The sequence below is a fragment of the Streptomyces sp. NPDC093085 genome, assembly GCF_040683935.1.
Taxonomy (GTDB): domain Bacteria; phylum Actinomycetota; class Actinomycetes; order Streptomycetales; family Streptomycetaceae; genus Streptomyces.
On record NZ_JBFBFB010000003.1, the window covers coordinates 191,211 to 217,217 of the forward strand.

At 72.5% G+C, this 26,007-nt stretch carries 22 protein-coding genes; 9 read left to right on the top strand and 13 right to left on the bottom strand.

Translation table 11 applies throughout. The features are described from left to right. Nucleotides 1-122: 122 nt before the first annotated feature. Nucleotides 123-2,294 (top strand): Tat pathway signal sequence domain protein, encoded by a 2,172-nt coding sequence (locus AB0O07_RS11630; protein WP_365631532.1) that lies wholly within the window; start codon nucleotides 123-125, stop codon nucleotides 2,292-2,294. A 172-nt stretch (nucleotides 2,295-2,466) separates the two neighbouring features. Further along, nucleotides 2,467-4,539 carry a glycoside hydrolase family 97 catalytic domain-containing protein gene (locus AB0O07_RS11635; RefSeq protein ID WP_365630793.1) on the top strand — a complete coding sequence of 691 codons (2,073 nt, stop codon included), beginning with the start codon at nucleotides 2,467-2,469 and terminating at the stop codon, nucleotides 4,537-4,539. Nucleotides 4,540-4,656: 117 nt separating this feature from the next. Here the strand turns inward: AB0O07_RS11635 and hisF are convergent, their stop codons facing one another. From hisF to hisD, 8 genes are read right to left on the bottom strand one after another with little or no spacing between them, the layout of a single operon-like run. Then, nucleotides 4,657-5,412: an imidazole glycerol phosphate synthase subunit HisF gene (gene hisF, locus AB0O07_RS11640; protein ID WP_365630795.1), complete on the bottom strand. Its 756-nt coding sequence runs from the start codon at nucleotides 5,410-5,412 to the stop codon at nucleotides 4,657-4,659. Continuing rightward, nucleotides 5,409-5,894 (bottom strand): RidA family protein, encoded by a 486-nt coding sequence (locus tag AB0O07_RS11645; protein WP_365630797.1) that lies wholly within the window; start codon nucleotides 5,892-5,894, stop codon nucleotides 5,409-5,411. Before AB0O07_RS11645 ends, hisF begins: the two co-directional genes overlap by 4 nt. Beyond that, nucleotides 5,891-6,664, bottom strand: a complete 774-nt coding sequence (gene priA / locus AB0O07_RS11650; RefSeq protein ID WP_365630799.1) for a bifunctional 1-(5-phosphoribosyl)-5-((5-phosphoribosylamino)methylideneamino)imidazole-4-carboxamide isomerase/phosphoribosylanthranilate isomerase PriA — start codon at nucleotides 6,662-6,664, stop codon at nucleotides 5,891-5,893. Before priA ends, AB0O07_RS11645 begins: the two co-directional genes overlap by 4 nt. Further along, nucleotides 6,665-7,309, bottom strand: a complete 645-nt coding sequence (gene hisH, locus AB0O07_RS11655; protein ID WP_365630801.1) for an imidazole glycerol phosphate synthase subunit HisH — start codon at nucleotides 7,307-7,309, stop codon at nucleotides 6,665-6,667. Next, nucleotides 7,306-7,473 carry a hypothetical protein gene (locus AB0O07_RS11660; RefSeq protein WP_365630803.1) on the bottom strand — a complete coding sequence of 56 codons (168 nt, stop codon included), beginning with the start codon at nucleotides 7,471-7,473 and terminating at the stop codon, nucleotides 7,306-7,308. The genes hisH and AB0O07_RS11660 overlap by 4 nt, the downstream gene beginning before the upstream one ends. After that, the gene (hisB, locus tag AB0O07_RS11665) at nucleotides 7,470-8,063 is read right to left on the bottom strand and encodes an imidazoleglycerol-phosphate dehydratase HisB (protein WP_365630805.1); all 594 of its coding nucleotides are present in this window, start codon (nucleotides 8,061-8,063) and stop codon (nucleotides 7,470-7,472) included. The genes AB0O07_RS11660 and hisB overlap by 4 nt, the downstream gene beginning before the upstream one ends. Continuing rightward, on the bottom strand, nucleotides 8,060-9,169 hold the full coding sequence (locus AB0O07_RS11670; RefSeq protein WP_365631534.1) for a histidinol-phosphate transaminase: 1,110 nt from the start codon (nucleotides 9,167-9,169) through the stop codon (nucleotides 8,060-8,062). Before AB0O07_RS11670 ends, hisB begins: the two co-directional genes overlap by 4 nt. A gap of 56 nt (nucleotides 9,170-9,225) precedes the next feature. Continuing rightward, a complete protein-coding gene (gene hisD / locus AB0O07_RS11675) occupies nucleotides 9,226-10,557 on the bottom strand; it encodes a histidinol dehydrogenase (RefSeq protein WP_365630807.1) in 1,332 nt (443 codons plus the stop codon). Between the two features lie 251 nt (nucleotides 10,558-10,808). On the opposite strand from hisD, the gene AB0O07_RS11680 reads away from it, so the two are divergent. The 3 genes from AB0O07_RS11680 to ybaK all read left to right on the top strand — a co-directional run bounded on the left by AB0O07_RS11680 (nucleotide 10,809) and on the right by ybaK (nucleotide 13,925). After that, nucleotides 10,809-12,482 carry an oxidoreductase gene (locus AB0O07_RS11680; protein WP_365630809.1) on the top strand — a complete coding sequence of 558 codons (1,674 nt, stop codon included), beginning with the start codon at nucleotides 10,809-10,811 and terminating at the stop codon, nucleotides 12,480-12,482. A 155-nt stretch (nucleotides 12,483-12,637) separates the two neighbouring features. Further along, nucleotides 12,638-13,387, top strand: coding sequence for an LON peptidase substrate-binding domain-containing protein (locus AB0O07_RS11685; protein ID WP_365630811.1), 750 nt, complete (start codon nucleotides 12,638-12,640; stop codon nucleotides 13,385-13,387). Nucleotides 13,388-13,421: 34 nt separating this feature from the next. Further along, entirely contained in the window at nucleotides 13,422-13,925 is a 504-nt protein-coding gene (gene ybaK, locus AB0O07_RS11690; RefSeq protein ID WP_365630813.1) for a Cys-tRNA(Pro) deacylase, read from the top strand. A gap of 85 nt (nucleotides 13,926-14,010) precedes the next feature. Here the strand turns inward: ybaK and AB0O07_RS11695 are convergent, their stop codons facing one another. From AB0O07_RS11695 to AB0O07_RS11710, 4 genes are all read right to left on the bottom strand, one after another. Continuing rightward, complete coding sequence (locus tag AB0O07_RS11695; RefSeq protein ID WP_365630815.1) at nucleotides 14,011-14,727, bottom strand: DUF2567 domain-containing protein; 717 nt, start codon at nucleotides 14,725-14,727, stop codon at nucleotides 14,011-14,013. 167 nt (nucleotides 14,728-14,894) lie between these two features. Beyond that, a complete protein-coding gene (locus tag AB0O07_RS11700) occupies nucleotides 14,895-15,653 on the bottom strand; it encodes an ABC transporter permease (protein WP_365631536.1) in 759 nt (252 codons plus the stop codon). 451 nt (nucleotides 15,654-16,104) lie between these two features. Then, nucleotides 16,105-17,076 (bottom strand): ABC transporter ATP-binding protein, encoded by a 972-nt coding sequence (locus AB0O07_RS11705; RefSeq protein ID WP_365631538.1) that lies wholly within the window; start codon nucleotides 17,074-17,076, stop codon nucleotides 16,105-16,107. Nucleotides 17,077-17,205: 129 nt separating this feature from the next. Beyond that, nucleotides 17,206-18,477: an NYN domain-containing protein gene (locus tag AB0O07_RS11710; RefSeq protein WP_365630817.1), complete on the bottom strand. Its 1,272-nt coding sequence runs from the start codon at nucleotides 18,475-18,477 to the stop codon at nucleotides 17,206-17,208. A 273-nt stretch (nucleotides 18,478-18,750) separates the two neighbouring features. Here AB0O07_RS11710 and AB0O07_RS11715 point away from each other — a divergent pair, with 273 nt between their 5' ends. Further along, nucleotides 18,751-18,930 (top strand): hypothetical protein, encoded by a 180-nt coding sequence (locus AB0O07_RS11715; RefSeq protein WP_365630819.1) that lies wholly within the window; start codon nucleotides 18,751-18,753, stop codon nucleotides 18,928-18,930. Between the two features lie 157 nt (nucleotides 18,931-19,087). On the opposite strand, the gene dnaE is transcribed toward AB0O07_RS11715, so the two are convergent. Further along, nucleotides 19,088-22,624, bottom strand: coding sequence for a DNA polymerase III subunit alpha (gene dnaE, locus AB0O07_RS11720; protein ID WP_365630821.1), 3,537 nt, complete (start codon nucleotides 22,622-22,624; stop codon nucleotides 19,088-19,090). A gap of 246 nt (nucleotides 22,625-22,870) precedes the next feature. On the opposite strand from dnaE, the gene AB0O07_RS11725 reads away from it, so the two are divergent. The 3 genes from AB0O07_RS11725 (at nucleotide 22,871) to AB0O07_RS11735 (ending at nucleotide 25,934) form a co-directional block, all read left to right on the top strand. Beyond that, nucleotides 22,871-24,205, top strand: coding sequence for a DUF2252 domain-containing protein (locus tag AB0O07_RS11725; RefSeq protein WP_365630823.1), 1,335 nt, complete (start codon nucleotides 22,871-22,873; stop codon nucleotides 24,203-24,205). 83 nt (nucleotides 24,206-24,288) lie between these two features. After that, complete coding sequence (locus AB0O07_RS11730; RefSeq protein ID WP_365630825.1) at nucleotides 24,289-24,975, top strand: hypothetical protein; 687 nt, start codon at nucleotides 24,289-24,291, stop codon at nucleotides 24,973-24,975. Between the two features lie 143 nt (nucleotides 24,976-25,118). Continuing rightward, nucleotides 25,119-25,934, top strand: a complete 816-nt coding sequence (locus AB0O07_RS11735; protein WP_365630827.1) for a DsbA family protein — start codon at nucleotides 25,119-25,121, stop codon at nucleotides 25,932-25,934. The last annotated feature ends 73 nt before the right edge of the window (nucleotides 25,935-26,007 follow it).

Below are 26,007 nucleotides of genomic sequence, written 5' to 3' on the forward strand. Positions count from 1 at the left end.
CGCTGGGCGGTGCGGCCGTGGCGGCGTTACCCGGAGCGGCCCATGCGGCGCCCGCCGGGGCAGGCTCGCGGGCGCCGCGCCCCGCGTCCCCCGCGCGGCGGCCCTGGGCGCTGCGCGACACCATGACCGGTGACACCGCCTGGTCCCGGTTCCTGCGGGGGCAGGATCTGGTGTGGAAGCGGATGCCCGCCGTCTGGTACGAGGGGCCGTTCCTCGGGGACGGGCTGCTCGGCACCATGGTGTACCGGGAGCCGGAGAGCGACCGGATCCGCTTCACGGTCCAGCACGGCCGGGTCCAGGACCACCGGCCCGAGTTCGGGAGCGGCTGGGGCACCTGCCGGCTCCCCGTCGGGCACCTCACCCTGGACCCGCTCGGCACCGTCACCGGGGTCGACTGGCGGCTGAGCCTCTGGAACGCCGAGCTCACCGGCACCGTCACCACCACCCGCGGCACCCTCACCCTCGCCGCCCTCATCCACGACGAGGTTCTCGCGGTCCGCGCCACGGCCACCGGCGGCGAGCGCGCCGTCTGGACCTTCCACCCGGAAGAGGCCATCAGCCCCCGCAAGATCAGCGAGGAGCCGCCCGCCGGGTACGCCGCCCATCCGCCCTGGACCACCCGGACCGCGGCCGACGGCACCGAGCTGGTGCTCCAGCCGCTCACCGCCGGAGGGCAGGGCGGAGGACCCGCCATCGGGCAGACCGCCACCGCGTACCGCCGTACCGGCGACACCCTGCTGCTCAGCGTCGGCCACAGCGCGCCCTCCGCCACCGCCGCCGAGACCGACGCGCTCCGCAACCTGCGGCGCGCCGCCTCCTGGCACACCCTCAGAGAGCGTCATCGCACCTGGTGGCACGCGTTCTACCAGAAGAGTTTCGTCTCCTTCCCGGACCAGCGGCTCCAGTCCTTCCACTGGATCCAGCTCTACAAGGTGGCCTCCGCCAGCCGCGCCGGCGGCCCCGTCATGGCCACCTGCGGCCCCTGGCTGGAGCCCACCCCCTGGCCCGCCGTCTGGTGGAACCTCAACGTCCAGTTGGAGTACTGGCTCATCCACGGCTCCAACCACCCGGAGCTGGACTCCCTCGCCAGCACGCTCCGGCAGAACCAGGAGCAGCTCATCGCCAACGTCCCCGCCGCCTACCGCGCGGACAGCTCCGGAGTCGGCCGCAGCTCCGACATGTTCACCCGCCGCGACGTCGGCAGACCGGGCACCGGCGCCGAGACCGGCGACCTCACCTGGGCGCTGCACAACGTATGGCTCTCGTACCGCCACTCCATGGACGAGCGGCTGCTGCGCGACACCGTCTACCCCGTGCTCCGCCGGGCCATCGCCTACTACCTGCACTTCCTCACCCCGGGCCCGGACGGCCGGCTCCATCTGCCGAGCACGCTCTCGCCCGAGTACCCGGTCGTGCCGCCCCAGGACACCAACTACGACCTGGCGCTCATCCGGTGGGGCTGCCGGACGCTGCTGGACTCCGCCGAACTCCTCGGGATCGAGGACGCGTCGGCCCCCCGCTGGCGCGAGGTGCTGGCCCGGCTCACGCCGTACCCGGTCGACGAGAACGGCTTCATGATCGGCGCCGACACCCCGTACGCCCAGTCCCACCGGCACTACTCGCATCTGCTGATGGTCTATCCGCTCCATCTCGTCGACGCCGACCAGCCGGAGAGCCGCGAGCTGATCACGAAGTCGCTGGCCCACTGGCACGCGCTGACCGGGGCCCACCGGGGGTACAGCTACACGGGGGCCGCCTCGATGTACGCAATGCTGCGCGACGGGGACACCGCGCTCACGTATCTGCGGAAGTTCTTCGACCCGGAGACCCGCTACCCGTGCCAGGCCAACACCCACTACACCGAGGCCGGTCCGGTCATCGAGACGCCGCTCTCCGCCTCGCAGTCGCTGCACGACATGTTCTGCCAGAGCTGGGGCGGGGTGATCCGGGTCTTCCCCGCCGTCCCGGCCGAGTGGGCGGATGTCACGCTGCACGACTTCCGTACCCAGGGCGCCTTCCTGGTGAGCGCGGTACGGAAGGACGGGGCCACCCGGTTCATCCGGGTCAGGAGCCTGGCGGGCGAGCCCCTCAGGCTCCGGCACGGGCTGACCGGGGCGCTCACCGTACTGCTGGACGACGGGACCCCGGCCGGCACGGAGGAGCTGGGCGACGGCACCCTCGCCGTCGACCTGCCCCGGGGCCGGGAGGTCCTGGTCCACTCGGGCCGCCGGCCCGACCTGGTCATCGCGCCCGTCCCGGCCGGCGCGCCGGGCGCGGCCTGGGGACTCCCCTAGGGGCCGTATCGGGGGTACGCCCAGGCCCGTGACGCCCTGACCGGTACGACCCGACCCGTACGGGTTCCCGTACGGCCTCGCCCGTACGGGCCCCTGTACGCCCCCACCCGTACGGGTCCCCCTGCCGCACTGCCCCGGCTCCATCACCCCACCCCATCCCGGGAGGCTTCCTATGGCGGTTCCGCTCAGGACCGCGCTCGCCCCGCTCCGTACCCTGCTCGGCGCCGCGCTCGCGGCCACACTCCTCGCCGCCGGCCCCCTCACCGCCGGCCCCGCACACGCTCAGGCCCAGGCCCAGGGACCGTCACAGGACCAGGACCAGGTCCGGGCCCGGGACACCGCCTGGAACATCTCCGCGCCCCGGTCCGCGCCCCGGTCCACACCCGCGTCCACGCCCGCGTCCACGCCCGCGTCCGCGCCCCGGGCCCGGGTCTCCCTCGACCCCGCCACCGGGGCCCTGAGCCTCGCCGTCTCGCGGGGCGGACGGGGCGTCCTCGCGCCCTCGCCCGTCGGCCTCGTCACCGAACGGGCCGATCTCTCCCAGGGGTTGCGCTTCCTGCGCCGCGCCGACCGGACCGTCCGCGAGGCGTATCGGGCCACCTCCGGCAAGCGGCTGGAGCGCCGGGTCCTGATGACCGAGAGCCGGCTCGCGTTCGCCACCGCCGGGGGCGCCAGGATCGACCTCGTCGTGCGCGCCGCCGCCGACGGGGTCGCCTACCGGTACGCACTGCCCGCCGGGTCGGGGGATGTGGTGCGCGAGGCCTCCGCGTTCCGGATGGCGCCGGAGGACCGGGCCTGGCTCGGCGCCTACCGGGCCGACAACGAGGGCCCGTTCGTCCCGTACACCGCCGCGACCGCGCCCACCGGCACCTACTCCTACCAGGCGCTCTTCGAGACCAACGGCGGCTACGCCCTGCTCGCCGAGTCCCATCTGACCGGTGCGTACTCCGGCGCCCGGCTCACCCACGAACAGGGCAGCGCCACCTACGGGATCACCCTGGCCGACGACCGGGTGGAGAGCGGGACCGAGGTCCCTGGCGCCCCCGACGCACCCCTCATCACCCCCTGGCGCGCCCTGGTCACCGGCGATCTCGCCACCGTCACCCGGTCCACCTTCACCGACGATCTCGCCCCCGCCTCCCGCGTCGCCGACCGCTCCTGGATCCGGCCGGGCACCGTGCTGTGGACCTGGCTGGCCGGGGGCCGCACCGCGGGCCAGAGCCTCGCGGCGCAGCGGGCGTACGTCGATTACGCGGCCGAGCGCGGCTGGCCGTACGAGGCCGTCGACGCGGGCTGGTACTACCGGAAGGACGCGTGGGGCACCGCCGATCCCGACTGGGCGACGACGAGCTGGATGCCGGAACTCGTCCGCTACGCCCGTGCCAAGGGTGTCGAGATCATCGTCTGGGTCCACCAGAGCGAGCTGGACACCCCGGAGAAGCGCGCGCTCTGGCTGCCCACGCTGGAGCGGTGGGGCATCAAGGGCGTGAAGATCGACTTCATGGACTCCGAGGCGCAGTCCATGCTCCGCTGGTACGACGCGATCCTCCCGGAGACCGCCGCCCACCACCTCATGGTCGACTTCCACGGCTCCACCCTCCCCAAGGGCATCCAGCGCACCTGGCCGCATGTCATGACCCTGGAAGGGGTCGGCGGCGAGGAGAAGCGCACCAACACCGCGGCCCACCTCACCACCCTGCCGTTCACCCGGAACGTCATCGGCTCCATGGACTTCACCCCCGGCGGCTTCCACCGCGTCGGGCTCCGCCCCAACTCGGACGCGGCGGAGACCGGGCTCGCGGTGCTGTACGAGTCGGGGCTCCAGATGCTGGCGGGCACCCCCGAGTCGTACGACGAACGGCCGCTCGCCCGCGCGTTCTTCGAGCAGACGCCCGTCGCCTGGGACGACACCCGGCTGCTCGCCGGGGACCCCGGCCGGGAGGCCGTGCTCGCCCGCAGGGACGGCGACCGCTGGTTCCTGGGCGGGGTGTACGCGGGCGAGGCCCGTACGGCGGCGGTGCCGCTGGGGGCGCTCGGGTCGTCCCCTACGGGACGGTGGCTCCTGGAGACGATCACCGATGGCGCCGCCGGCCCCGACACCCCTGATGGCGACCCCGGTGCGCTGGTACGGAAGACCCGGGTAATACCCGGCGGCGCCACCCTCACCGTCGGCCTCGCAGAGAACGGCGGCTTCGCCGCCATCGCCTGCCCCTGGCGCCCCGGCATCACCACCTGCCACCGCTGACCCGGGGGAGCCGAACCGGGAGAACGCGAAGGCCCCCGCCCGTGCCTGACGGCGCGGACGGGGGCCGGGGCTCCGGCCCGGGGAGCGCGGGACTCGCGGCTCAGGGCGGGGCCCCGTTCAGCGCACCGGGTGTCCCGCCTCCCGCAGCGCGTTCTTCACGTCCCCGATCCGCAGGTCGCCGAAGTGGAAGACGGAGGCGGCCAGCACCGCGTCAGCGCCCGCCTCGACCGCCGGGGCGAAGTGGGCCAGGGCGCCCGCGCCGCCCGAGGCGATGACGGGCACGGTGACATGCTTCCGGACGGCGGCGATCATCTCCGTGTCGTAGCCGTCCTTCGTGCCGTCCGCGTCCATCGAGTTGAGCAGGATCTCGCCCGCGCCCAGCTCGGCCGCCTCGTGCGCCCACTCCACCGCGTCCCGCCCGGTGCCCCGCCGGCCGCCGTGCGTGGTGACCTCGAAGGAGCCCGCGGGGGTACGGCGCGCGTCGACCGAGAGGACCAGGACCTGGCGGCCGAAGCGCTCCGCGATCTCCCGGATCAGCTCGGGGCGGGCGATCGCCGCCGTGTTGACGCCGACCTTGTCCGCGCCCGCGCGGAGCAGCTTGTCGACGTCATCGGCGGTCCGTACGCCGCCGCCGACCGTGAGCGGGATGAAGACCTGCTCGGCCGTGCGGCGCACCACGTCGTACGTGGTCTCGCGGTCGCCGGAGGAGGCGGTGATGTCGAGGAAGGTCAGCTCGTCGGCGCCCTCCGCGTCGTAGAGCCGGGCCATCTCGACCGGGTCGCCCGCGTCGCGCAGGTTCTGGAAGTTGACGCCCTTGACGACCCGTCCGTTGTCGACGTCCAGACAGGGGATGACCCGTACGGCGAGCGTCATGCGCCACCTCCGCGCCGGTCGCCGGGGGTCCCGCCGGGGGTGCGGTACGCCTCGACCTCGACCTCGACGAAGAGGCTCGGGTCGATCAGCCCGGCCACCACGACCATGGTGGCGGCGGGGCGTACCGCGCCGAAGAGCTCCCGGTGGGCGCGGCCGACCTCGTCGGCGTCCCGGACATGGGTGAGGTACATCCGCGTCCGTACGACGTGCTCGGCGCCGAGTCCCAGCTCCTCCAGCGCCTTGACCGCCACCCCGAAGGCGGTGACGGCCTGCTCGTACGGGCCGCCCTCGGCGATCCGGCCGTCGACCACCGACGTACAGCCGGAGACGAGGACGAGCCCGTTGGGGAGTTCGACGGCGCGGGAGTAGCCGAAGCGCTCCTCCCAGGGTCCCCCGGAGGGGAACTTCCGTACGGGGCCCGCCGTGTCGTCCCGTACGGGATCCGCCGTGTCGTCCCGTACGGGTTCCGGCGCGCCGCTCATCCGGACACCGCCGCGAGGGCCTCTTCCAGCGTGAACGCCTTCGCGTAGAGCGCCTTGCCGACGATCGCGCCCTCGACGCCCTCGGGCACCAGGGTGGCGATGGCCCGCAGGTCGTCGAGGGAGGAGACGCCGCCGGAGGCGACGACGGGCTTGTCGGTGGCGGCGCAGACGTTCTTCAGCAGCTCCAGGTTGGGGCCCTGGAGGGTGCCGTCCTTGGCGATGTCGGTGACGACGTACCGCGCGCACCCCTCGGAGTCGAGCCGGGCGAGCGTCTCGTAGAGGTCGCCGCCGTCGCGGGTCCACCCCCGGCCGCGCAGGGTGGTGCCGCGCACGTCGAGGCCGACGGCGATCTTGTCGCCGTGCTCGGCGATGATCCTGGCGACCCACTCCGGGGTCTCCAGGGCGGCCGTGCCGAGGTTGACACGGGTGCAGCCGGTGGCGAGAGCGGCGGCGAGCGAGGCGTCGTCGCGGATGCCGCCGGAGAGCTCGACCTTGATGTCCATGGCGTCGGCGACCTCGGCGATCAGCTTCCGGTTGTCACCGGTGCCGAAGGCCGCGTCGAGGTCGACCAGGTGGAGCCATTCGGCGCCCGCGCGCTGCCAGGCGAGCGCCGCTTCGAGCGGGGAGCCGTACGAGGTCTCCGAGCCGGACTCGCCGTGGACGAGCCGGACGGCCTGGCCGTCGCGGACGTCGACGGCGGGGAGCAGCTCCAGCTTCGGGAGACCCGACGCGGCGGACTGGGGCACATCGGACGGGGGCACAGAAGACATTCAGAGGGTTCCGATCCAGTTGGAGAGCAACTCGGCACCGGCGTCGCCGGACTTCTCGGGGTGGAACTGGGTGGCCCACAGCGCGCCGTTCTCCACGGCGGCGACGAACCGCTCACCGTGGGTGGCCCAGGTGACGCGGGGGGCGCGGATCTTGGCGTTGGTGGTCTCCAGGCTCCACTCCCGGGCGGCGTAGGAGTGCACGAAGTAGAACCGGGCGTCGCGGTCGACCCCGGCGAAGAGCCGGCTGTCGTCGGGCGCCTCGACGGTGTTCCACCCCATGTGCGGGACGACGGGGGCCTGGAGCGGTCCGACCGTGCCGGGCCACTCGTCGAGCCCTTCGCTCTCCTCGCCGTGCTCGATACCGCGCTCGAAGAGGATCTGCATCCCGACACAGATCCCCATGACGGGACGGCCCCCGGCCAGCCTGCGGCCGATGATCCAGTCGCCGCGCGCGGCCCTGAGCCCCTTCATACAGGCGGAGAAGGCGCCGACGCCGGGGACGAGGAGCCCGTCCGCGTTCATCGCCTTGTCGTAGTCGCGGGTGATCTCCACCTCCGCCCCCGCGCGGGCGAGGGCGCGCTCGGCGGAGCGTACGTTGCCGAATCCGTAGTCGAAGACGACCACGCTCTTCGCTGTTCCGGTCATTCCCAGAGCCCTTCGATCCGCAGAACGCCCGCCACCAGGCAGAGCAGGGAGCAGAGTGCGAGCAGCACGATCACGCCGGTGGGCAGCTTCTGCTTGTGGAAGGAGTAGACACCACCGGCCAGGAAGAGGCCCACGACGATCAGGATGGTCGACAGACCGGTCACAGGGCGCCCTTGGTCGACGGGAGGATTCCGGTGGCGCGCGGGTCGCGCTCGGAGGCGTAGCGCAGCGCCCGGGCGAGCGCCTTGAACTGGCACTCCACGATGTGGTGCGCGTTGCGCCCGTACGGGACGTGGACGTGGAGCGCGATCTGGGCCTGCGCGACGAAGGACTCCAGGATGTGCCGGGTCATCGTGGTGTCGTACGAGCCGATCATCGGCGCCATGGTCTCGGGCTCGGTGTGCACGAGGTACGGGCGGCCGGAGAGGTCGACCGTCACCTGGGCCAGCGACTCGTCCAGCGGGACGGTGCAGTTGCCGAAGCGGTAGATGCCGACCTTGTCGCCGAGCGCCTGCTTGAAGGCGGCGCCGAGCGCGAGCGCGGTGTCCTCGATGGTGTGGTGCGAGTCGATGTGAAGGTCGCCCTCGGTCTTCACGGTGAGGTCGAAGAGGCCGTGCCGGCCGAGCTGGTCGAGCATGTGGTCGTAGAAGCCGACCCCGGTCGACACATCGACCTTTCCGGTGCCGTCGAGGTCGATCTCGACGACGACGGAGGTCTCCTTCGTCGTGCGTTCCACGCGGCCGATGCGGCTCATGCGCTCTGCTCCTTCTTGAGATCACGTACCGCGTCGAGGAACGCGTCGTTCTCGGACGGGGTCCCCGCGGTCACCCGCAGCCACCCCGGTACGCCGTTGTCACGGATGAGGACACCCCGGTCGAGGATCCGCCGCCAGGCCGCGTGGGTGTCGGGGAAGCGGCCGAACTGGACGAAGTTGGCGTCGGACGCGGTGACCTCGTACCCGAGGGCGAGCAACTCGGCGACCAGCCGGTCCCGTTCGGCCTTGAGGTTCTCGACATACCCGAGGAGCGTATCGGTGTGCTCCAGCGCGGCGAGCGCGGTGGCCTGGGTGACGGCGGAGAGGTGGTACGGCAGCCGTACGAGCTGGACGGCGTCGACCACCGCGGGGTGCGCGGCGAGATAGCCGAGGCGGAGCCCGGCCGCGCCGAACGCCTTGGACATGGTGCGCGAGACGACCAGCAGCGGGCGCCCCTCGGTCAGCGGCAGCAGCGAGGGCCGGTGGCTGAACTCGACATACGCCTCGTCCACGACGACCAGCGTCGGGCGGACGGCCTGCGCGGCCTCGTAGAGCGCGCGGACGGCGTCGGCGGGGACGGCGGTACCGGTGGGGTTGTTGGGGGAGGTGATGAAGACGACGTCGGGGCGGTGCTCCGCGATCGCCTCGCGCGCGGCGGCCACGTCGATGGTGAAGTCGTCGTTGCGCGGCCCGGAGAGCCAGCCGGTGCCGGTGCCCCGCGCGATCAGCCCGTGCATCGAGTACGAGGGCTCGAAGCCGATGGCGGTACGGCCGGGGCCGCCGAAGGTCTGGAGGAGCTGCTGGATGACCTCGTTGGAGCCGTTGGCGGCCCAGACGTTGGCGGCGGTCAGCGGGGCCGCGTCGCCGGGAAGTCCCGTACGGGTGAGGTACTCGGCGAGCCGGGTACGGAGCTCGACGGCGTCCCGGTCGGGGTAGCGGTTGAGCCCGCGGGCGGCCTCGGCGACCCGCTCGGCGACCCGCTCGACCAGGGGTTCGGGGAGCGGGTAGGGGTTCTCGTTGGTGTTGAGCCGTACGGGGACGTCGAGCTGGGGCGCCCCGTAGGGGGACTGCCCGCGCAGCTCGTCCCGTACGGGCAGGTCGTCGATGCCGAGCGGGGCGTCGGTACCGAGCGGGCGGGACGGCCCGGGGGCCGGGGTGGCGCTCACTTGCCGGGAACCTTCCATCCGAACCTTGCCTTCAGAGCCGCCCCGTGCGCGGGCAGGTCCTCCGCCTCCGCGAGGGTCACCACATGGTGGGCGACCTCGGCGAGGGCGTCCTCCGTGTAGTCGACGATGTGGATGCCGCGCAGGAAGGACTGGACGGAGAGGCCCGAGGAGTGGCAGGCGCAGCCGCCGGTGGGCAGGACGTGGTTGGAGCCCGCGCAGTAGTCGCCGAGCGAGACGGGGGCGTACGGGCCGACGAAGACCGCGCCCGCGTTACGGACCCGGGCGGCGACGGCGGCGGCGTCGGCGGTCTGGATCTCCAGGTGCTCGGCGCCGTACGCGTCCACGACCCGGAGGCCGTCCTCGACCGAGTCGACCAGCACGATGGCCGACTGCCGGCCGGTGAGGGCGGGGCGCACCCGGTCCTCGATGTGCTTGGTGGCCGCGACCTGCGGCTCCAGCTCCTTCACCACGGCGTCGGCCAGCTCGGTCGAGTCGGTGACGAGGACGGCGGCGGCGAGCGGGTCGTGCTCGGCCTGGCTGATCAGGTCGGCGGCGACGTGCACCGGGTCGGCGGTCGCGTCGGCGAGGACGGCGATCTCGGTGGGGCCCGCCTCGGCGTCGATGCCGATCCGGCCGGTGAAGTACCGCTTGGCGGCGGCGACCCAGATGTTGCCGGGGCCCGTGACCATGTTGGCGGGCGGGCAGCCGTCGGGGCCCGTGGTGCCGTACGCGAACATCGCGACGGCGGAGGCGCCGCCGGCCGCGTAGACCTCGTCGACGCCGAGCAGCGCGCAGGCGGCGAGGATCGTCGGGTGCGGCAGCCCGCCGAATTCTTTCTGCGGCGGGGAGGCGAGCGCGATGGAGGGGACGCCCGCCTCCTGGGCCGGCACCACGTTCATGATCACGGAGGACGGGTAGACCGAGCGTCCGCCGGGCGCGTAGAGCCCGACCCGGTCGACCGGCACCCACTTCTCGGTGACGGTGCCGCCGGGCACCACCTGGGTGGTGTGCGGGGTGCGCCGCTGCGCGCGGTGGACCAGGCGGGCGCGCCGGATCGACTCCTCCAGGGCGGCCCGTACGGCGGGATCGAGCGCCGCCAGGGCGTCGGCGAGGGCGGCGGCGGGGACCCGCACCCGCTCCAGCCTCACTCCGTCGAACTTCTCGGCCGCCTCGATCAGCGCCGCCGTGCCCCGATGATGGACGTCCTCGCAGAGCGGCCCGACCTTCTCCAGGGCGGCGGTCACGTCGAAGTCGGCTCGGGGCAACAGGTCACGCAGAGCTACACCCTCGGGGAGGGCGTCGCCGCGCAGATCGATTCGTGAGATCACGGGGTCAATTCTCGCAGACCGCCCGAGGCCGCCGGACGCCCGTATCACTGGCTGATACATGCCCCGGAGGTCACACCTCACTACTAGTGTTCAGGTCGTCACCGAACGGGCACAACGAAGGTAAGGAGCGTTACGCCCTTCGGGTCTGTACACCCCTCTGTACATCGCTCCGCGCATCACCGCACATCGCCCGACCCATCCATGATCAGCAGTCACACCCTGTAGGCACACGGGGAAGCGGAGGAGCGGCCGTGACCGAGCCGCAGTACGACGAATATCCCGACTGGCTCAGCGCCGCCGAGGTCGGCATGTGGCAGTCGTTCCGCAACGGCAGCACCTACGACCTGAGTACGTCGGACCCCCTGAGGAACGATCCCTTCTCCCCCCGTCCCTGGCCCATGGACCGCAGTGTCCGCGCCCGGGTGATCGCGCTGCTGCTGCTCAGCGGGCCGCCCGCGCTGCCGGGCCGGGTCGCCGCGCTCAAGCTGCGCGGGGCGCAGATCACCGGGACGCTCAACCTCGCGGGCGGCACGGTCGCCCCGTACGTGGAGCTGACCCGCTGCCGGTTCGAGAACGAGGTGGTGCTGCCCGAGTCGCACTTCACCACCCTGCGGATGGTGGGGTGCGCCCTGCCGCGCCTGGAGGCGGCCCGGCTCCGCACCCAGGGGGATCTCCATCTGCCGCGCTGCCGGGTGGAGCGGGGCATCCGGCTGACCGACGCGCAGATCGGTACGGACCTGCTGATCAGCCAGATCGACGTGGGTCCCGACCGGACGGGGCGGGCGATCGCCGCCGACGGGATGTCCGTGGCGCAGGACTTCACGGCGGACCAGATCGAGACGTACGGCGAGGTCAGTCTCCGGGGTGCGAAGGTCGGCGTCTCGCTGAGCCTGCGGGGCAGCCGGCTGCGCGCGGCGGAGGAGCGGCGCGCGCTCAACGCCCCGCAGCTCACGGTGGAGCGCTCGCTCTATCTGGCGGGCGCGTGGATCAACGACGCGGCGGACCCCCTCGCCACCCTGGGCGCCCCCGACATCCCGGCGGTGACGCCCCCGTACGGGATCCCCCTGGGGGCCGCCCTGGGGTCGCTCCCCGGCTCTTCGTCCGGCCCCGCCGCGGCCCCCGCCCTGAGCTCCACCCGTCTCCAGCGCTTCGAGTGCCGGGGCGGGGTGCGGCTGGACGACGGCAGGTTCGGCGACGCGCTCGACGTGGACGGGGCGCGGTTCTTCCTGGCGCCGACGGAGGAGCTCTCGCTGCGCCGGATCACCACGCCGGAGCTGCGCTTCAAGTGCGAGCGCGTGGAGGAGGGCCGTGTCGTGCTGAGCGGTGCGCGGATCGTGACGCTCATCGACATGTCGACGAGCTGGCCGGGCCCGGGCGGGATCGCCATGGGCGGCTTCGTCTACGAGAACCTCGTCCCGTTCGGGCACTTCCCGCTGCTGCGGAGGCTGGAGTGGCTGGCGGCGGCGACCCCGGAGTACTCCCCGGAGCCGTACGAGCGGCTGGCGCAGGTGCTGCGGAACAGCGGCGAGGACGCGGACGCCCGCGAGGTGCTGCTCGCGAAACAGCGGCGGCGCCGCGAGACGCTGCCGCTGGCGGCGAAGGTGTGGGGGTACCTCCAGGACTGGACGGTGGCCTACGGCTACCGGCCAGGGCGGGCGGCGCTGTGGATGGCGCTGCTCTGGGGCGCGGGCACGATCGCCTTCGCCCGCAACCCGCCGGCCCCGCTCCGCCCCGACGAACACCCGGCGTGGAACCCGGCGCTCTACGCCCTGGACCTGCTGGTCCCGGTGATCGACCTGGGCCAGGACGGCTACTGGCTCCCGGAGGGCACCTGGCAGTGGACGGCGGCCGGCCTGGTGGTGTTGGGCTGGATCCTGGCCACGACGGTCGCCACGGGCGCGACCCGGGTCCTGCGCCGGGGGTGAGACGGGCGGTACTCGGCCTCGTTCCCCTGGGCGGGTTTCACGGACGATCCGCTCGCCGGGTTCCTGGAAACGCGGGACGCGGGACGGACCCGGGTGGCCTCGGGGATCCCTTTGCTCGACCGGGCCGACCACGGAGGGCCCCACGGCCATTACGCTTGACCGTTGTGACCACCGCACGCCTCCCTCTCTTCCCGCTGAACGCGGTGCTGTTCCCGGGCCTCGTCCTGCCCCTGAACGTCTTCGAGGAGCGGTATCGCGCGATCATGCGTGAGCTGCTGAAGACGGACGAGTCCGAGCCGCGCCTCTTCGCCGTGGTCGCCATCCGCGACGGGCACGAAGTGGCGGTGACCGCGCCGGGGATGCCCGAGGGCGCGCCGGCGCCCGAGCGCGGCCCCGCCGACGGGTTCGGCCCCGACCCCGCCGCCGCGTTCCACCCGGTCGGGTGTGTCGCGGACGCCGCGACGATCCGGGAACGCCCCGACGGCACCTTCGAGGTGGTCGCCACCGGCACCACCCGGGTCCGGCTGCTCTCCGTCGAGTCGAGCGGCCCCTATCTGACGGCCGAGCTCGAAGAGCTGCCCGAGGAGCCCGGCGACGGCGCGACCCCGCTCGCCGAGGGGGTGCTGCGCGCGTTCCAGAGCTACCAGAAGCGGCTGGCGGGGGCGCGCGAGCGCTCGCTCTCCCGGATCGAGGACCTGCCCGACGAGCCCTCCGTGGTCTCCTACCTGGTGGCCGCCGCCGCGGTGCTGGACGTCCCGGCGAAGCAGCGGCTGCTGGAGGCGCCGGACATCGCGGCGCGGCTCCGCGAGGAGCTGACGCTGCTGCGGGCGGAGACCGCGGTGATCCGGCATCTGCCGTCGCTGCCCGGCGTCACCCTGACCCAGACACCCACCAGCCTCAACTGACACCGCTCACACCACTGACACCGGGGGTTCGACCGTGGCGAAGAAGTCCGGCAAGCGGCAGCAGCCCGGCGGGACCCCGGCGACCGTCGCCCTGACGGCGGCGGGCACCCCGTACACCGTGCACGCGTACGAGCACGACCCCGCCTCCGCGTCCTACGGGGAGGAAGCGGCACAGGCGCTGGGCGTCTCCCCCGACCGGGTCTTCAAGACGCTCGTCGCGGACGTGGACGGGGAACTCACGGTCGCCGTGGTGCCGGTGGCCGGCTCCCTGGATCTCAAGGCCCTGGCGGCGGCGGTCGGCGGCAAGCGCGCCACCATGGCCGACCCGGCGGCGGCCGAGCGCACCACCGGGTATGTACGGGGCGGCATCTCCCCGCTGGGCCAGCGGAAACGCCTCCGCACCGTCCTGGACGCCTCGGCGGAGGCCCACCCCACCATCTGCGTCTCGGCGGGCCGCCGCGGCCTGGAGGTGGAAGTGGCCCCGGCGGACCTGGCGTCCCTCACCGCCGCGATCCTGGCCCCGATCGGCCGCGCCTGAGCCGCGCCGGGGCACGCGGTACGGGAGACCCCGTACCGGGGAACGTCACGTCGTCACCGCGTCACGTCGTCACCGCGTCACCGCGTCACTTCTCCGAAGCGCCCCAGGACGGGTTCTCGTCCCCCGGGCGCTGGTCCGGGCGCGGCTCGGGCCGCTCCCCCAGGTCGTACGCCACCGCCTGCTGCCACTCCCACTCCGGCTCCGGGTCGCGCGGGCCGAAGAGGGCGGTCAGGGCGAGGTGGACGACCATCGCGGCGATCGGCCAGGCCAGCAGCGCGCCCTTCGCGCGGAGTTCGAGCGGGGCGTCGAAGGCGACGCCCTTGCCGACCTGCTTGGCGTGGGCCACGACATCCGTGGTCGGGCCGAGCGACACGCCGAACTTCCAGGCCACCACCGACCCGAGCAGCCCGCCCAGCGCCAGCCCGAGCACCAGGGCGATCCCGCCGCGCCGGTGGAAGAGGAAGACCAGGCCCGCGCCGATCACCCCGAAGGCGAGCGCCAGCAGCAGGAACGTGCCGTCCGCGCCGACCGCCTCCTCGCCCTCCGTGTCCTTCAGGAAGACCGCGGTGGCGTCCGAGACCAGCGGCACGCGGGGCGCCAGCCACATCCACGCCGCCCCGAGCAGCAGCCCCGCCGCCAGCGAGGCCACCAGCACCACCGCCGCCTGCCGCACCTCGGTCTTCATCCCGGGCCCTTTCTCCGCCTCCGCTTCGACCGCCGGATAAGGCGGCACCCCGGCCGGCGGAGTCTGCCGGGGTTCGTCGTGCTGCGGCTGGTGGGGAGGCGTCAGAGGTGCGGTCACGGTGCCATCGTGCCAGGCCCCGGCCCTGACCGCCGCACCGGACCGTTCAGGGGGCCGCTGACCGGACACCGTCCCGTCCGCCCGGAACCCCGGCGCGTCCGGCCGTGACCCCGTCCGGCCGGTCCGGAACCCGGTCGCGCCCGCCGCCCGGCGCCGTCCCGCGCCGTTCAGCGGACCGCGGCCCGCCGGTACGCCCAGGTCGCCACCGCCAGCGAGACCACCCCGACGGCCGCGCAGACCCCCAGGTCGAAGGCGACGGCGGCCCAGTCCGGGCGGGCGTCGAAGGTACGGGCCAGCGCCTCCACCCCGTACGTGGACGGCAGCAGATCCCGCGCGTACCCGATCGGCCCCGGCAGCCGCTCCGCGGGGAGCACCCCGAGCAGCAGCGCCGCGGACATGCCGAGCTGGCCCAGCAGGGTGGCCAGTTCCTGACGGGGCGCGAGCAGCCCCAGCGCGGCGCCGAGGCCGGCGAGGGCCGCGCCGGAGAGCGGGATGACCGCGGCGAGCACCCAGAGGTGGGTGAGCGGCAGTTGGAAGAGGACGCTGCCGGTGACGGCCGTGACCGCCGTACCGGGCACCGTGAACGAGGCGTACGCGCCCGCCGCGCCCAGCACCACAGCGGCGGGCGGCACCGGCAGCGTCGCGTAGTGGTCCAGGCCGCCGCTCGCGCGCAACTGGCCGAAGTACTGGGCGAGCAGATTGAGCGCCACGAAGGCGACGACCAGCACGCTCGACCCGGCGACCACCGCCCGCGCCTCCGCGCCGCCGTCCACCACGCCCCGCATGAGGATCATGATCCCGACGGACTGGAACGTCGCCACGAAAAGCAGCGGGATCCGCGCCACCCGGGCCCGGGAGAGCTGGGCGCGGTAGACCGCGGCGAGCGAGGGCCCGAGCCGCGCCCGGGGCGCGAGCGGCGCGGGCACGGCAGCGCCGCCGGCCGCGCCGGTGGTCTCCGTCCCGGCACCAGTCGCGCCGGTGGCGGCCGCCCCGGTTGCGGTCTGCCCGGCGCCGGTCGTCCCGGTTGCGGTCTTCCCGGCGCCGGTCGTCCCGGCGGCGTCCGGGATATCCTTCGCCGTCCGCGCCCTCGCGGACCCGGCCTCCGTCGCGGACGCGGCCTCTGCGGGCACGGTGCTCACCTGGCGCTGCTCCTGTTCGGTACGTTCGGGCCCGCTGCTCGCGGACGTACGGCCGGAGGTACGGCCGGTGGTACGGCGGGCGGTACGGCTGTACGTACGGCCGCCGGCCCCCGGGCGCCGCCCGGCCCCGTCACCGGGCCCCACCCTGCCATGGGCCCCCACCCTGCCATCCGGCGGCCGATCCCGGGCCCCGACCGGGAAATCCCCCTGTCGCCCGTCCCCCGGCTCATGCCCCCGCTCATGCCTTCACCAGGCCGCGCTCCCGCCCGCCGAGCGCCAGATAGACGTCCTCCAGGCTCGGGGTGGCCAGGGTGAAGTCGTCCAGCGCCGCGAAGGCCGCCCCGCCGGTCACCGCGGCCACGGCGGCCCGCGCCTCGTCGGGGGCGAGCCGGAGCGTCCAGCGGCGCCCCGACTCCTGGGCGGAGCCGCGCAGCGCCGCCACCTCCGGCACCTCCAGCGGTGCCCGCTCCCGCCAGACCAGTTCGACGCGGACCTCTCCGGCGACGCGTTCCTTCAGCCCCGACGGGGTGTCGCAGGCGATGACCTTGCCGCGCTCCAGCACGGCGACCCGGTCGAGGACCGTCTCGGCCTCGATGACGTTGTGGGTGACCAGGACCACGGTCACCCCGTGCTCGGCGCGCCGCCGGTCCACCGCCGCCCACACCGCGCGCCGCGCGACGGGGTCCATCCCGGTGGTCGGCTCGTCCAGCACCAGTACGGGGCGCTCCCCCACCAGCGTCGCGGCGAAGCAGGCGAGGCGCCGCTGACCGCCGGAGAGCTTCTTCAGCGGGCGCCCGGCGATCTCCGTCAGCCCCAGCTCGTCCAGTACGGCGTCCCGCTCGGCCCGTGCCGCCCGCACCGCGAGCCCGCGCAGCCGCCCGGTGGTCTCGGCGGCCAGCGCCACCGTCAACTCGTCCAGCGCGCTCGACTCCTGGCCCAGATAGCCGATCAGCCGCGCGGCCCGCTCGGGATGGCGGACCAGGTCGTGCCCGAGCACGGTGACGTCCCCGGAGTCGGGTCGCATCAGCCCGGTGAGCTGCCGTACGAGCGTGGATTTCCCGGCCCCGTTCGGCCCGAGCAGCCCGAAGATCTCCCCGCGCCGCACCTCCAGCGAGATCCCGTCGGTGGCCCGCACCTCAGGCGCCCCGGGCGCCCCCCGACGGCCCCGCGCGGCGGGGTACGTCTTCACCAGCCCGCGCACCACGCACACCGTACTCACGAGCAACGACCCTACCCGCGCCCGCGGTGCTCTCTTTTCCGGGGCCCGGTCCGCCTCCGGTCCGGGGCCCGGTCCGCCTCCGGGGCTCCTTGAGCCGGAGGCGGACCAAGCCTCGGGAAATCACGCGTTCTCGGCGGCCCGTACGTCGATCTCCCGCCAGAAGCCCGCCCGGATCGCGTACCGGTCGTGTTCGTCGATCTGGTCGTCCTTGTGGGCCAGCAGGCCGAAGCGGGCCGCGTAGCGGAGGAGTTCGCCGTCGATGCGGTGCGGGACGCGGGGGTACATCACGGAGAGTTTCTGTACATGGCCGGATTCGGGGAGGCGTTCCATCCAGCGGCGGGCGAAGACCTGGCCCACCTCGAAGGGGTCGCCGCCGACCGTGGTGATGTCCTCCTCCCGGTCGGCCCAGCGCTGCTCGGCGCTGGTGAGCTGGGCCAGTGTGGGCAGGGAGGCGGTCTCGGGGGGTTCGCCCGCGGGGCCGCTGCCGGGGCGTTCGACCCAGCCCCGGTCGGAGGACCAGCGGAGCGTGGCGCCGGCGGGCTGCTGGGGCTGGGGCGAGGCGGGCTGGCGGTCGGGGCCCGGGGCGCGCAGGCCCGCCAGGTCCTTGGGGGTGGGGACGCTCCGGCCGGGCGCGGGGGGCGTGGCCGGTGCGGGGGTCTCCTCGGCGGGCGCGGGCGCCGAGCCGTTACGGGCCGCCCGCGCGGGGGGCGCCGGCGTGGACGGTTCGGTCCGCTCCGCGGCGGCCGCGGCGAGCGCCGATTCGGGGAGCGGGGCGGAGAGGATCGCGGCGATCTCCGGGCGGGGGGCCGGGGCGGGTGCGCAGACCCCGCCGAGATCCTTGGCGCGGACGGCCTTGGTGATCCAGACGCGGTCCAGGACCCGGCGCTCGTCCGCCTCGGCGACCAGGTCCTCGGACTGGTTGTAGTCGCCGTCGGCGGCCTGGACCGCCCAGAGGTGGACGGCGACGCCGTGCTCCTTCGCGGACATCAGGCCGGGGAGCAGATCACCGTCCCCGGTGACCAACACGACATCCGAGCAGGCGCGATTTCTGGCCAGCTCGGTGAGCTCCGCATGCATCGCCGCGTCGACGCCCTTCTGGGCCCAGCGGCCGTCGCTCCTGGTCAGCGCGCCGAGACGGACGGTGACGCGGGGCATGACGCGGAGCCGCCGGTGTTCGGGCTGCGGAACCCGGTCGGGCGCGCCGTCGAACCAGTAGATGCGGAGCAGCGGCTGTTCCGTATCGGCCTCGGCCCGTTCCCTGAGGCCCCGGATCAGGGCCGTGTGGTCGACGGTGATCCGGGACCTGGCCGGCTCCCCGGCCAGCAGGCTCGCGGCGGCGCCCAGCAGATATCCGGCGTCCACCAGGACGACGCAGCGGTCCACGCGTTCCACCCTCTTTCGGGAACCTCGGGGTCTCGGGATCGGGAGATCGGGAGATCGGGAGTTACTGCGGGTTTGCTTCGAGTCTGCCCGACGGCAAGAGGCTTAACGTCCGGAACTCGATCATCGGCGTGGCGGATCTTCGGTGGATCCGGGGTGGATCGGCGGCATGACGGCGCCGATGTGCCGTTACGGAGGGCGATGATCCAACATGCGGCGTTTCGCGCCTTATGTGAGGCTGAACGCGGCCCTTGGTCCTCACATGAACCCGCAGGAGGCAGTGCCATGGCCAAGAACAAGAACCGGGATCGCGGCAACAAGCAGCACCATCCGCGCTCGGAGTCGGAGCGCGGTACGCAGGATTCCAGGTCCTCCGCGATGGAGGACAGTTCCGACCGGGTGGAGCAGAGGATCACGCCGTCGGACGTGGCCCACAAGCGGCAGAAGCGCTTCGGCCACAACTGAGCGCGGGACACGAACGCGGAGAAGCGTCAGGGGCGCGCCCGGGAGATCCGGGCGCGCCCCCGTGCGTAACGGCGTAACGGCGTACGGGCTTACAGGCGTACGGGCTTGCAGGCGTACGGGATCGCGGGCGTACGGGTCGCGGGCGTACCGGCGCCGGTCAGCCGGCCAGGCAGGCCGGGCCGAGGAGGACCTTCAGGTCGCCGAAGAGCGCCGGGTCGGGCTGGACCCGGTGCCGGTCGAGCCGGAGCACGGTGGTCTTGCGGGCGCCCTGGAGCTTGATGCGGACCTCGGAGTTGCCCCGGTGGTGGCTGAGGATCTCCCCGAGCCTGCTGACCATGGGCGGGGTGAGCTTCACCGTGGGGATGGTGATGGTGACGGGCGCGTCGGTGCCGGCCGAGGAGACGTCGGGGACCTGGAGTTCCATGGCGACGAGCCGGGGGATGTCCTCGCGCTTGTCGAGCCGGCCCTTGACGAAGACGACGGTGTCCTCGACGAGCTGGGTGGAGACGAGCTGGTAGGTCGCGGGGAAGAACATGCACTCGATCGACCCGGCCAGGTCCTCGACGGTGGCGATCGCCCAGGCGTTGCCCTGCTTGGTCATCTTGCGCTGGAGGCCGGAGATGATGCCGCCGATGGTGACCACCGCGCCGTCCGCGTGCTCACCGCCGGTGAGCTGGGAGATCGCGGCGTCGGACTTGTCGGAGAGGACATGTTCGATACCGAAGAGCGGGTGGTCGGAGACGTACAGGCCGAGCATCTCGCGCTCCTGCGCGAGGAGGTAGGACTTGTCCCACTCGACGTCGGAGAACTCGACATCGAGTCCGAAGCCGGGCTCGCTGCTCTCCTCGTCACCGCCGCCGAAGAGGTCGAACTGCCCCTCGGCCTCCTTCCGTTTGACCTGGACGACGTTGTCGATCATCGGTTCGTGGTGGGCGACCAGGCCCTTGCGGGTGTGGCCCATCTCGTCGAAGGCGCCGGCCTTGATGAGCGATTCGACGGTGCGCTTGTTGCAGACGACCGCCTCGACCTTGTCGAGGAAGTCGGGGAAGGTGGCGTACTTCCCCTTCGCCTTGCGGGAGCGGATGATCGAGTCCACGACGTTGGCGCCGACGTTCCTGACCGCCGTCAGGCCGAAGAGGATCACGTCGTCACCCTGGGCGGCGAAGTTGGCCTGCGACTCGTTGACGTTGGGCGGGAGCACCTTGATGCCCATACGGCGGCACTCGTTGAGGTAGACGGCCGACTTGTCCTTGTCGTCCTTGACGGAGGTCAGCAGCGCGGCCATGTACTCGGCCGGGTAGTTCGCCTTGAGGTAGGCGGTCCAGTAGGTGACCAGTCCGTACGCGGAGGAGTGCGCCTTGTTGAAGGCGTACCCGGCGAACGGGACCAGCACGTCCCACAGGGCCTGGATCGCCTCGTCCGAGTAGTCGTTCTTCTGGGCGCCGGCCTGGAAGAGGACGAAGTTCTTCGCCAGCTCCTCGGCCTTCTTCTTGCCCATCACGCGACGGAGGATGTCGGCCTCGCCGAGGGAGTACCCGGCGATGATCTGGGCGGCCTTCTGGACCTGCTCCTGGTAGACGATGAGGCCGTAGGTGAGACCCAGGACCTCCTTGAGGGGGGCCTCCAGCTCCGGGTGGATCGGGGTGATCTCCTGCTGGCCGTTCTTGCGCAGCGCGTAGTTGGTGTGCGAGTTCATGCCCATCGGGCCCGGCCGGTAGAGGGCCGAGACGGCGGAGATGTCCTCGAAGTTGTCGGGCTTCATCAGGCGCAGCAGGGAGCGCATGGGTCCGCCGTCGAACTGGAAGACGCCGAGTGTGTCGCCCCGGCAGAGGAGTTCGTACGTCGTGGGGTCGTCCAGGGGCAGCCCGAGCAGGTCGAGGTCGATGCCCTTGTTGGCCTTCACCATCTTGACGGCGTCGTCCATGATGGTCAGGTTGCGCAGGCCGAGGAAGTCCATCTTCAGCAGGCCGAGCGATTCGCAGCTCGGGTAGTCCCACTGGGTGATGGTGACGCCGTCGGTGTGCCGGACCCAGACGGGGACATGGTCGGTGATGGTCTCGCTGGACATGATCACGCCGGCCGCGTGCACACCCATCTGCCGGACCAGGCCCTCCACGCCCTTCGCCGTGTCGATGACCTTCTGGACGTCCGGTTCGTTCTCGTACATGCCCCGGATCTCGCCCGCCTCGCTGTAGCGCGGGTGCTTGGGGTCGGTGATCCCGTTGAGGTCGATGCCCTTGCCGAGGACGTCGGCGGGCATGGCCTTGGTGAGCCGGTCGCCCATCGCGTACGGGTATCCCAGGACGCGGGCGGAGTCCTTGATGGCGTTCTTGGCCTTGATCTTGCCGTAGGTGCCGATCATGGCGACCTTGTCGGCGCCGTATTTCTCGGTCACGTACCGGATGACCTCACCGCGCCGGCGCTCGTCGAAGTCGATGTCGACATCGGGCATGGAGATGCGCTCGGGGTTGAGGAAGCGCTCGAAGATCAGTCCGTGCTCGATCGGGTCGAGGTCGGTGATGCCCATGGCGTACGAGACGATCGAACCGGCGGCGGAGCCGCGCCCCGGGCCGACCGCGATGCCGTTGTTCTTGGCCCACATGATGAAGTCGGCGACCACGAGGAAGTACCCCGGGAAGCCCATGTCGATGATGATGCCCATCTCGTACTCGACCTGGCGCATCCGGTCCTCGGGGATCCCGCCAGGGAAGCGGCGGGCCATGCCGCGCATGGTCTCCTCGCGGAACCAGGAGACTTCGGTGAACCCCTCGGGCACATCGAACTTGGGCATCAGGTTCCGCTCTTCGAACCAGCCCTCGGTGTTGATCTGCTCGGCGACCAGGCGGGTGTTGGCGCACCCCTCCTGCCAGGCGTCGGAGAGGTCCACGGCGTACATCTCGTCGGTGGACTTGAGGTAGTAGCCGGTGCCGTCGAAGCGGAAGCGGTCCGGGTCGGAGAGGTTCTTGCCGGTCTGGATGCAGAGCAGCGCGTCGTGGGCGGTGGCCTCGTCCGCGTACGTGTAGTGCGAGTCGTTGGTGACCAGCGGCGGGATGCCGAGCTTCTTGCCGACCTCCAGCAGCCCGTCCCTGACCCGGCGTTCGATCTCGATGCCGTGGTCCATCAGCTCCAGGAAGTACCGGTCCTTGCCGAAGATGTCCTGGTACTCGGAGGCGGCCTTCAGCGCCTCGTCGAACTGGCCGAGCCGCAGCCGGGTCTGGAGCTCACCGGAGGGGCAGCCGGTGGAGGCGATGAGGCCCTCGGACCACTTCGCGATGGTCTCCTTGTCCATCCGGGGCCACTTCTGGAGCCAGCCTTCCTTGTACGCGTCCGAGGAGAGCCGGAAGAGGTTGTGCAGCCCCGTCCGGTCGGCCGCCCAGATGGTCTTGTGGGTGTAACCACCCGAACCGGAGACGTCGTCACGCTTCTGGTGCGGCTGGCCCCACTGCACCTTGCGCTTGAGCCGCCGCGACTCGGGCGCCACATATGCCTCGATGCCGATGATCGGGGTGACGTCGGCCTTCTTCGCCTGATGGAAGAAGTCGTAGGCGCCGTGGAGGTTCCCGTGGTCGGTCATGGCGATATGGGACATGCCCATGTCCTTGCACGCCTTGAACATGTCCCCCAGCCGCGCGGCACCGTCCAGCAGCGAGTACTGGGTGTGGACATGCAGGTGCGTGAAGGGCGGCTTGGTCACGGCGGGGCCTCCGGTGAGCGGGCGACACGGGGTGGTCCCCGGGGCGCGGACACTCCGGGGAGACAGCGTCGAAGTCTACGACGCACGACTGACAGCGGACGGGGACCCGACGGGTCCCCGCGGGCACTCGGGGGTGGCTCCGCGCGTTGACCGGGCGGGGGCACCGTCGCCCCCGTGACACACCCGTACGGGTGTGTCACCTCCGTACGGTCCGTCGTTCCACCCGCCACCAGGAGGCACCCCGCGATGTCGGTCCCGCGACCCGCCGAAGAAGCCGAGGAGCAGCGCGGAGAGGAGATCCTCGCCGTTTTCGACACCGCGTTCGGTGCGTTGCTGGCGGCCGATCCAGCGGCCTTCCGGGTGAAGTACCGGAAGATGGCGGCCTCCGCCTTCGCCTTCTACCGGGGCACGGCCTGCCTGTTCTACAGCGACCTGGCGGGCGGACGGAACGGTGCCGCCGAGCCGTTCGTGGACGAGCGGACGGGCCGGGTGTGGATCCACGGTGATCTGCACGCGGAGAACTTCGGCACGTACATGGACGCCAACGGCCGGCTGGTCTTCAACGTCAACGACTTCGACGAGGCGTACATCGGCCCGTTCACCTGGGACCTGAAGCGCTTCGCCGCCTCGCTCGCGCTGATCGGCTACACGAAGGCGCTCGGCGACGAGCAGATCACCGAACTGGTGGAGATCTACGCGGGCGCCTACCGCGAGCGGATCCACGCGCTGGCGACCGGCGCGAAGGACGACGAGGTGCCGCCGTTCACCCTGGACACGGCGGAGGGCCCGCTGCTCGCGGCGTTGCGCTCGGCCCGCTCGCGGACCCGTTTCGCGCTGCTGGACTCGATGACGGAGATCCGGGAGTACGAGCGGCGCTTCACCCCGGGCGGCGGCGCCATCGAGCTGGACGCGGCCACCCGGTACAAGATCCTGGCGGCCTTCGACGGCTATCTGGAGACGCTTCCGGAGTCCAGCCTGGCCCGTCCCGACTCGTACCGGGTCAAGGACGTCGTGGGGCGGCGCGGGGTCGGTATCGGCTCGGCCGGGCTGCCCTCGTACAACATCCTGCTGGAGGGCAACAGCGACGCCCTGGAGAACGATGTCGTGATCTACCTCAAGCAGGCGGGCACCCCGGCGGTCTCCCGGCATCTCGGCCACGGCGCCGTCGGCGACTACTTCCAGCACGAGGGCCACCGCACGGTGATCTCGCAGCGGGCGCTCCAGGCGCACGCGGACCCGTGGCTCGGCTGGACGGAGCTGGACGGCGCCGGGCAGCTCGTCGCGGAGGTCTCGCCGTACGCGGTGGACCTGGACTGGTCGGATCTGGACGACCCGGAGGAGATAGTGGCCGTGGTCGCGGATCTGGGCCGGGCGACGGCGACCATGCACGCGGCGGCGGACGACGAGAGCGGGCACTCCCTGGTGCCGTTCTCCACGGAGCGGGCCATCGACGCGGCGATCGCCGCCGACGAGGAGGGCTTCGGGGCGCTGCTGGTGGAGTTCGCGCACACCTACGGGGCGCGGGCCAGGGCGGACCACCAGATCTTCGTGGACCTGTTCCGCAACGGCCGGCTCTCGTAGCGACGCCCCGGGGAAGCCGATGGGCGGGCCTTCCGTGACGCTTTAGGCATCGCTTATCGGCTCCCATGGCAGACTCGTCGGCAATGGACATATCCGGGGCGCGGCTGCGAGCGGCGCGGGCAGCACTCTTCACGGCACTGGTCGTGACGCTGTCCGCGGGCTCGCATGTGCTGCTCTCCCGCGCCCCGCTGCCGCTCTCCCTGGTCACCGGGCTCGCCGCGGTGGTCTTCGGCCTCAGTTACGCGGCGGCCGGCCGTGAGCGGGGCTTCTGGCGGATCGCCGCCCTGCTGGTCCCGCTGGAGCTGGCCGCCGACACGGTGTTCACCAGCGGCCAGCGGGTCTGTTACGGCCCCTCGGGCGGCCCGGTGACCGGGCCGCTGCGCTCGGTCGGCTTCGACGTGCTCTGCGGCGGCGGCCTGGGCGCGCCGCTGCCCGGGGTGGCCCCGGCCCGGTCGGCCGCCGCCGCGCTGCTGGACTCCCCCGACCCGGCCCTGCCCTGGATGCTGCTCGCCGTCCATGTGACGGTCGGGCTGCTCGGCGCGGGGTGGCTGCGGCACAGTGAGGCGGCGCTCGCCCGGCTGGTCCGTACGGCGGCGGTGAGCGCCTTCCGGCCGCTGCTGACCGCCGTCGCCGCGGTCGCGGCGCCCGTGACCCGGGCCGCCCGGCGCGCCGTACGCCCCACGGGCCGCCCGCGTCCCTCCCGTACCCGGGTCCTGGCGGACTCCGTGGCCCGGCGCGGCCCGCCCGCCGCCCTGCTCGGCGCCGTCTGAGGCCCTTCCCGGCCCCGCCCGCTCCCGTACGCACGCACGGACGTGAGCAGGCACGCGCGCGCCCGGCCCCCTCCCCCTCACCGATCTCCCGCAGCGGTGTGCCCGCGGCGGACCACGTCATCATCACCACGGAGCGAATCACCATGAGCGCACGCAACAGCCAGGCCAGCAAGGCAGCCGCCCGCGACCGGCTGCGCGCCGAGCGCGAGCGGCAGGCGAAGCGGGACAGGACGCGCCGCCAACTCGTCGTCCTCGGCTCGGCCGTCGCCGTCCTCGCGATAGCCGGCGGCGTCGGCTATGCCGTCGTCCAGGCGAACAAGCCCTCCCACTGGGAGGCGATGAAGGAGGAGAAGACCGTCGTCGCGCCCAAGAACACCGAGGGCACCGACGGCACGACGGTCGTCATCGGCAAGAAGGACGCCCCGAAGACGCTCGAACTCTACGAGGACTCCCGCTGCCCCGTCTGCGCCAGCTTCGAGCAGGCCGTCGGCGAGACGATCCACAAGGACGTCGACGCCGGCAAGTTCAAGATCAAGTACATCGGCGCGACCTTCATCGACAACAGCGACAACGGCGAGGGCTCCAAGAACGCCCTGTCGGCGCTGGGCGCGGCGCTCAATGTGAGCCCCGAGGCCTTCCTGGAGTACAAGACCGCGCTCTACTCGACGAAGTACCACCCCGAGGAGACGGACGACAAGTTCGCCAAGGACAGCTACCTCCTTGAGGTGGCCGACTCGGTGAGTGCCCTGAAGGGCAACGCGGCCTTCAAGAAGGATGTCGAGAACGGTACGTACGACGCCTGGGCGATGAAGATGTCCGCCGTCTTCGGCAAGAGCGGCGTCCAGGGCACGCCCACCCTGAAGATGGACGGCAAGAAGCTCCTGGCCGAGGGCAGCGACAACCCGCCCATGACGGTCGAGCAGTTCAACACGGCGCTCGACACGGCACTCAAGGGCTGACGACGCCCCTGGTCCCGGGCCCGCGCTCACTCCGAGCGGCGGGCCCGGTCCCGTTTCCGGCCCCCGCTCCCGC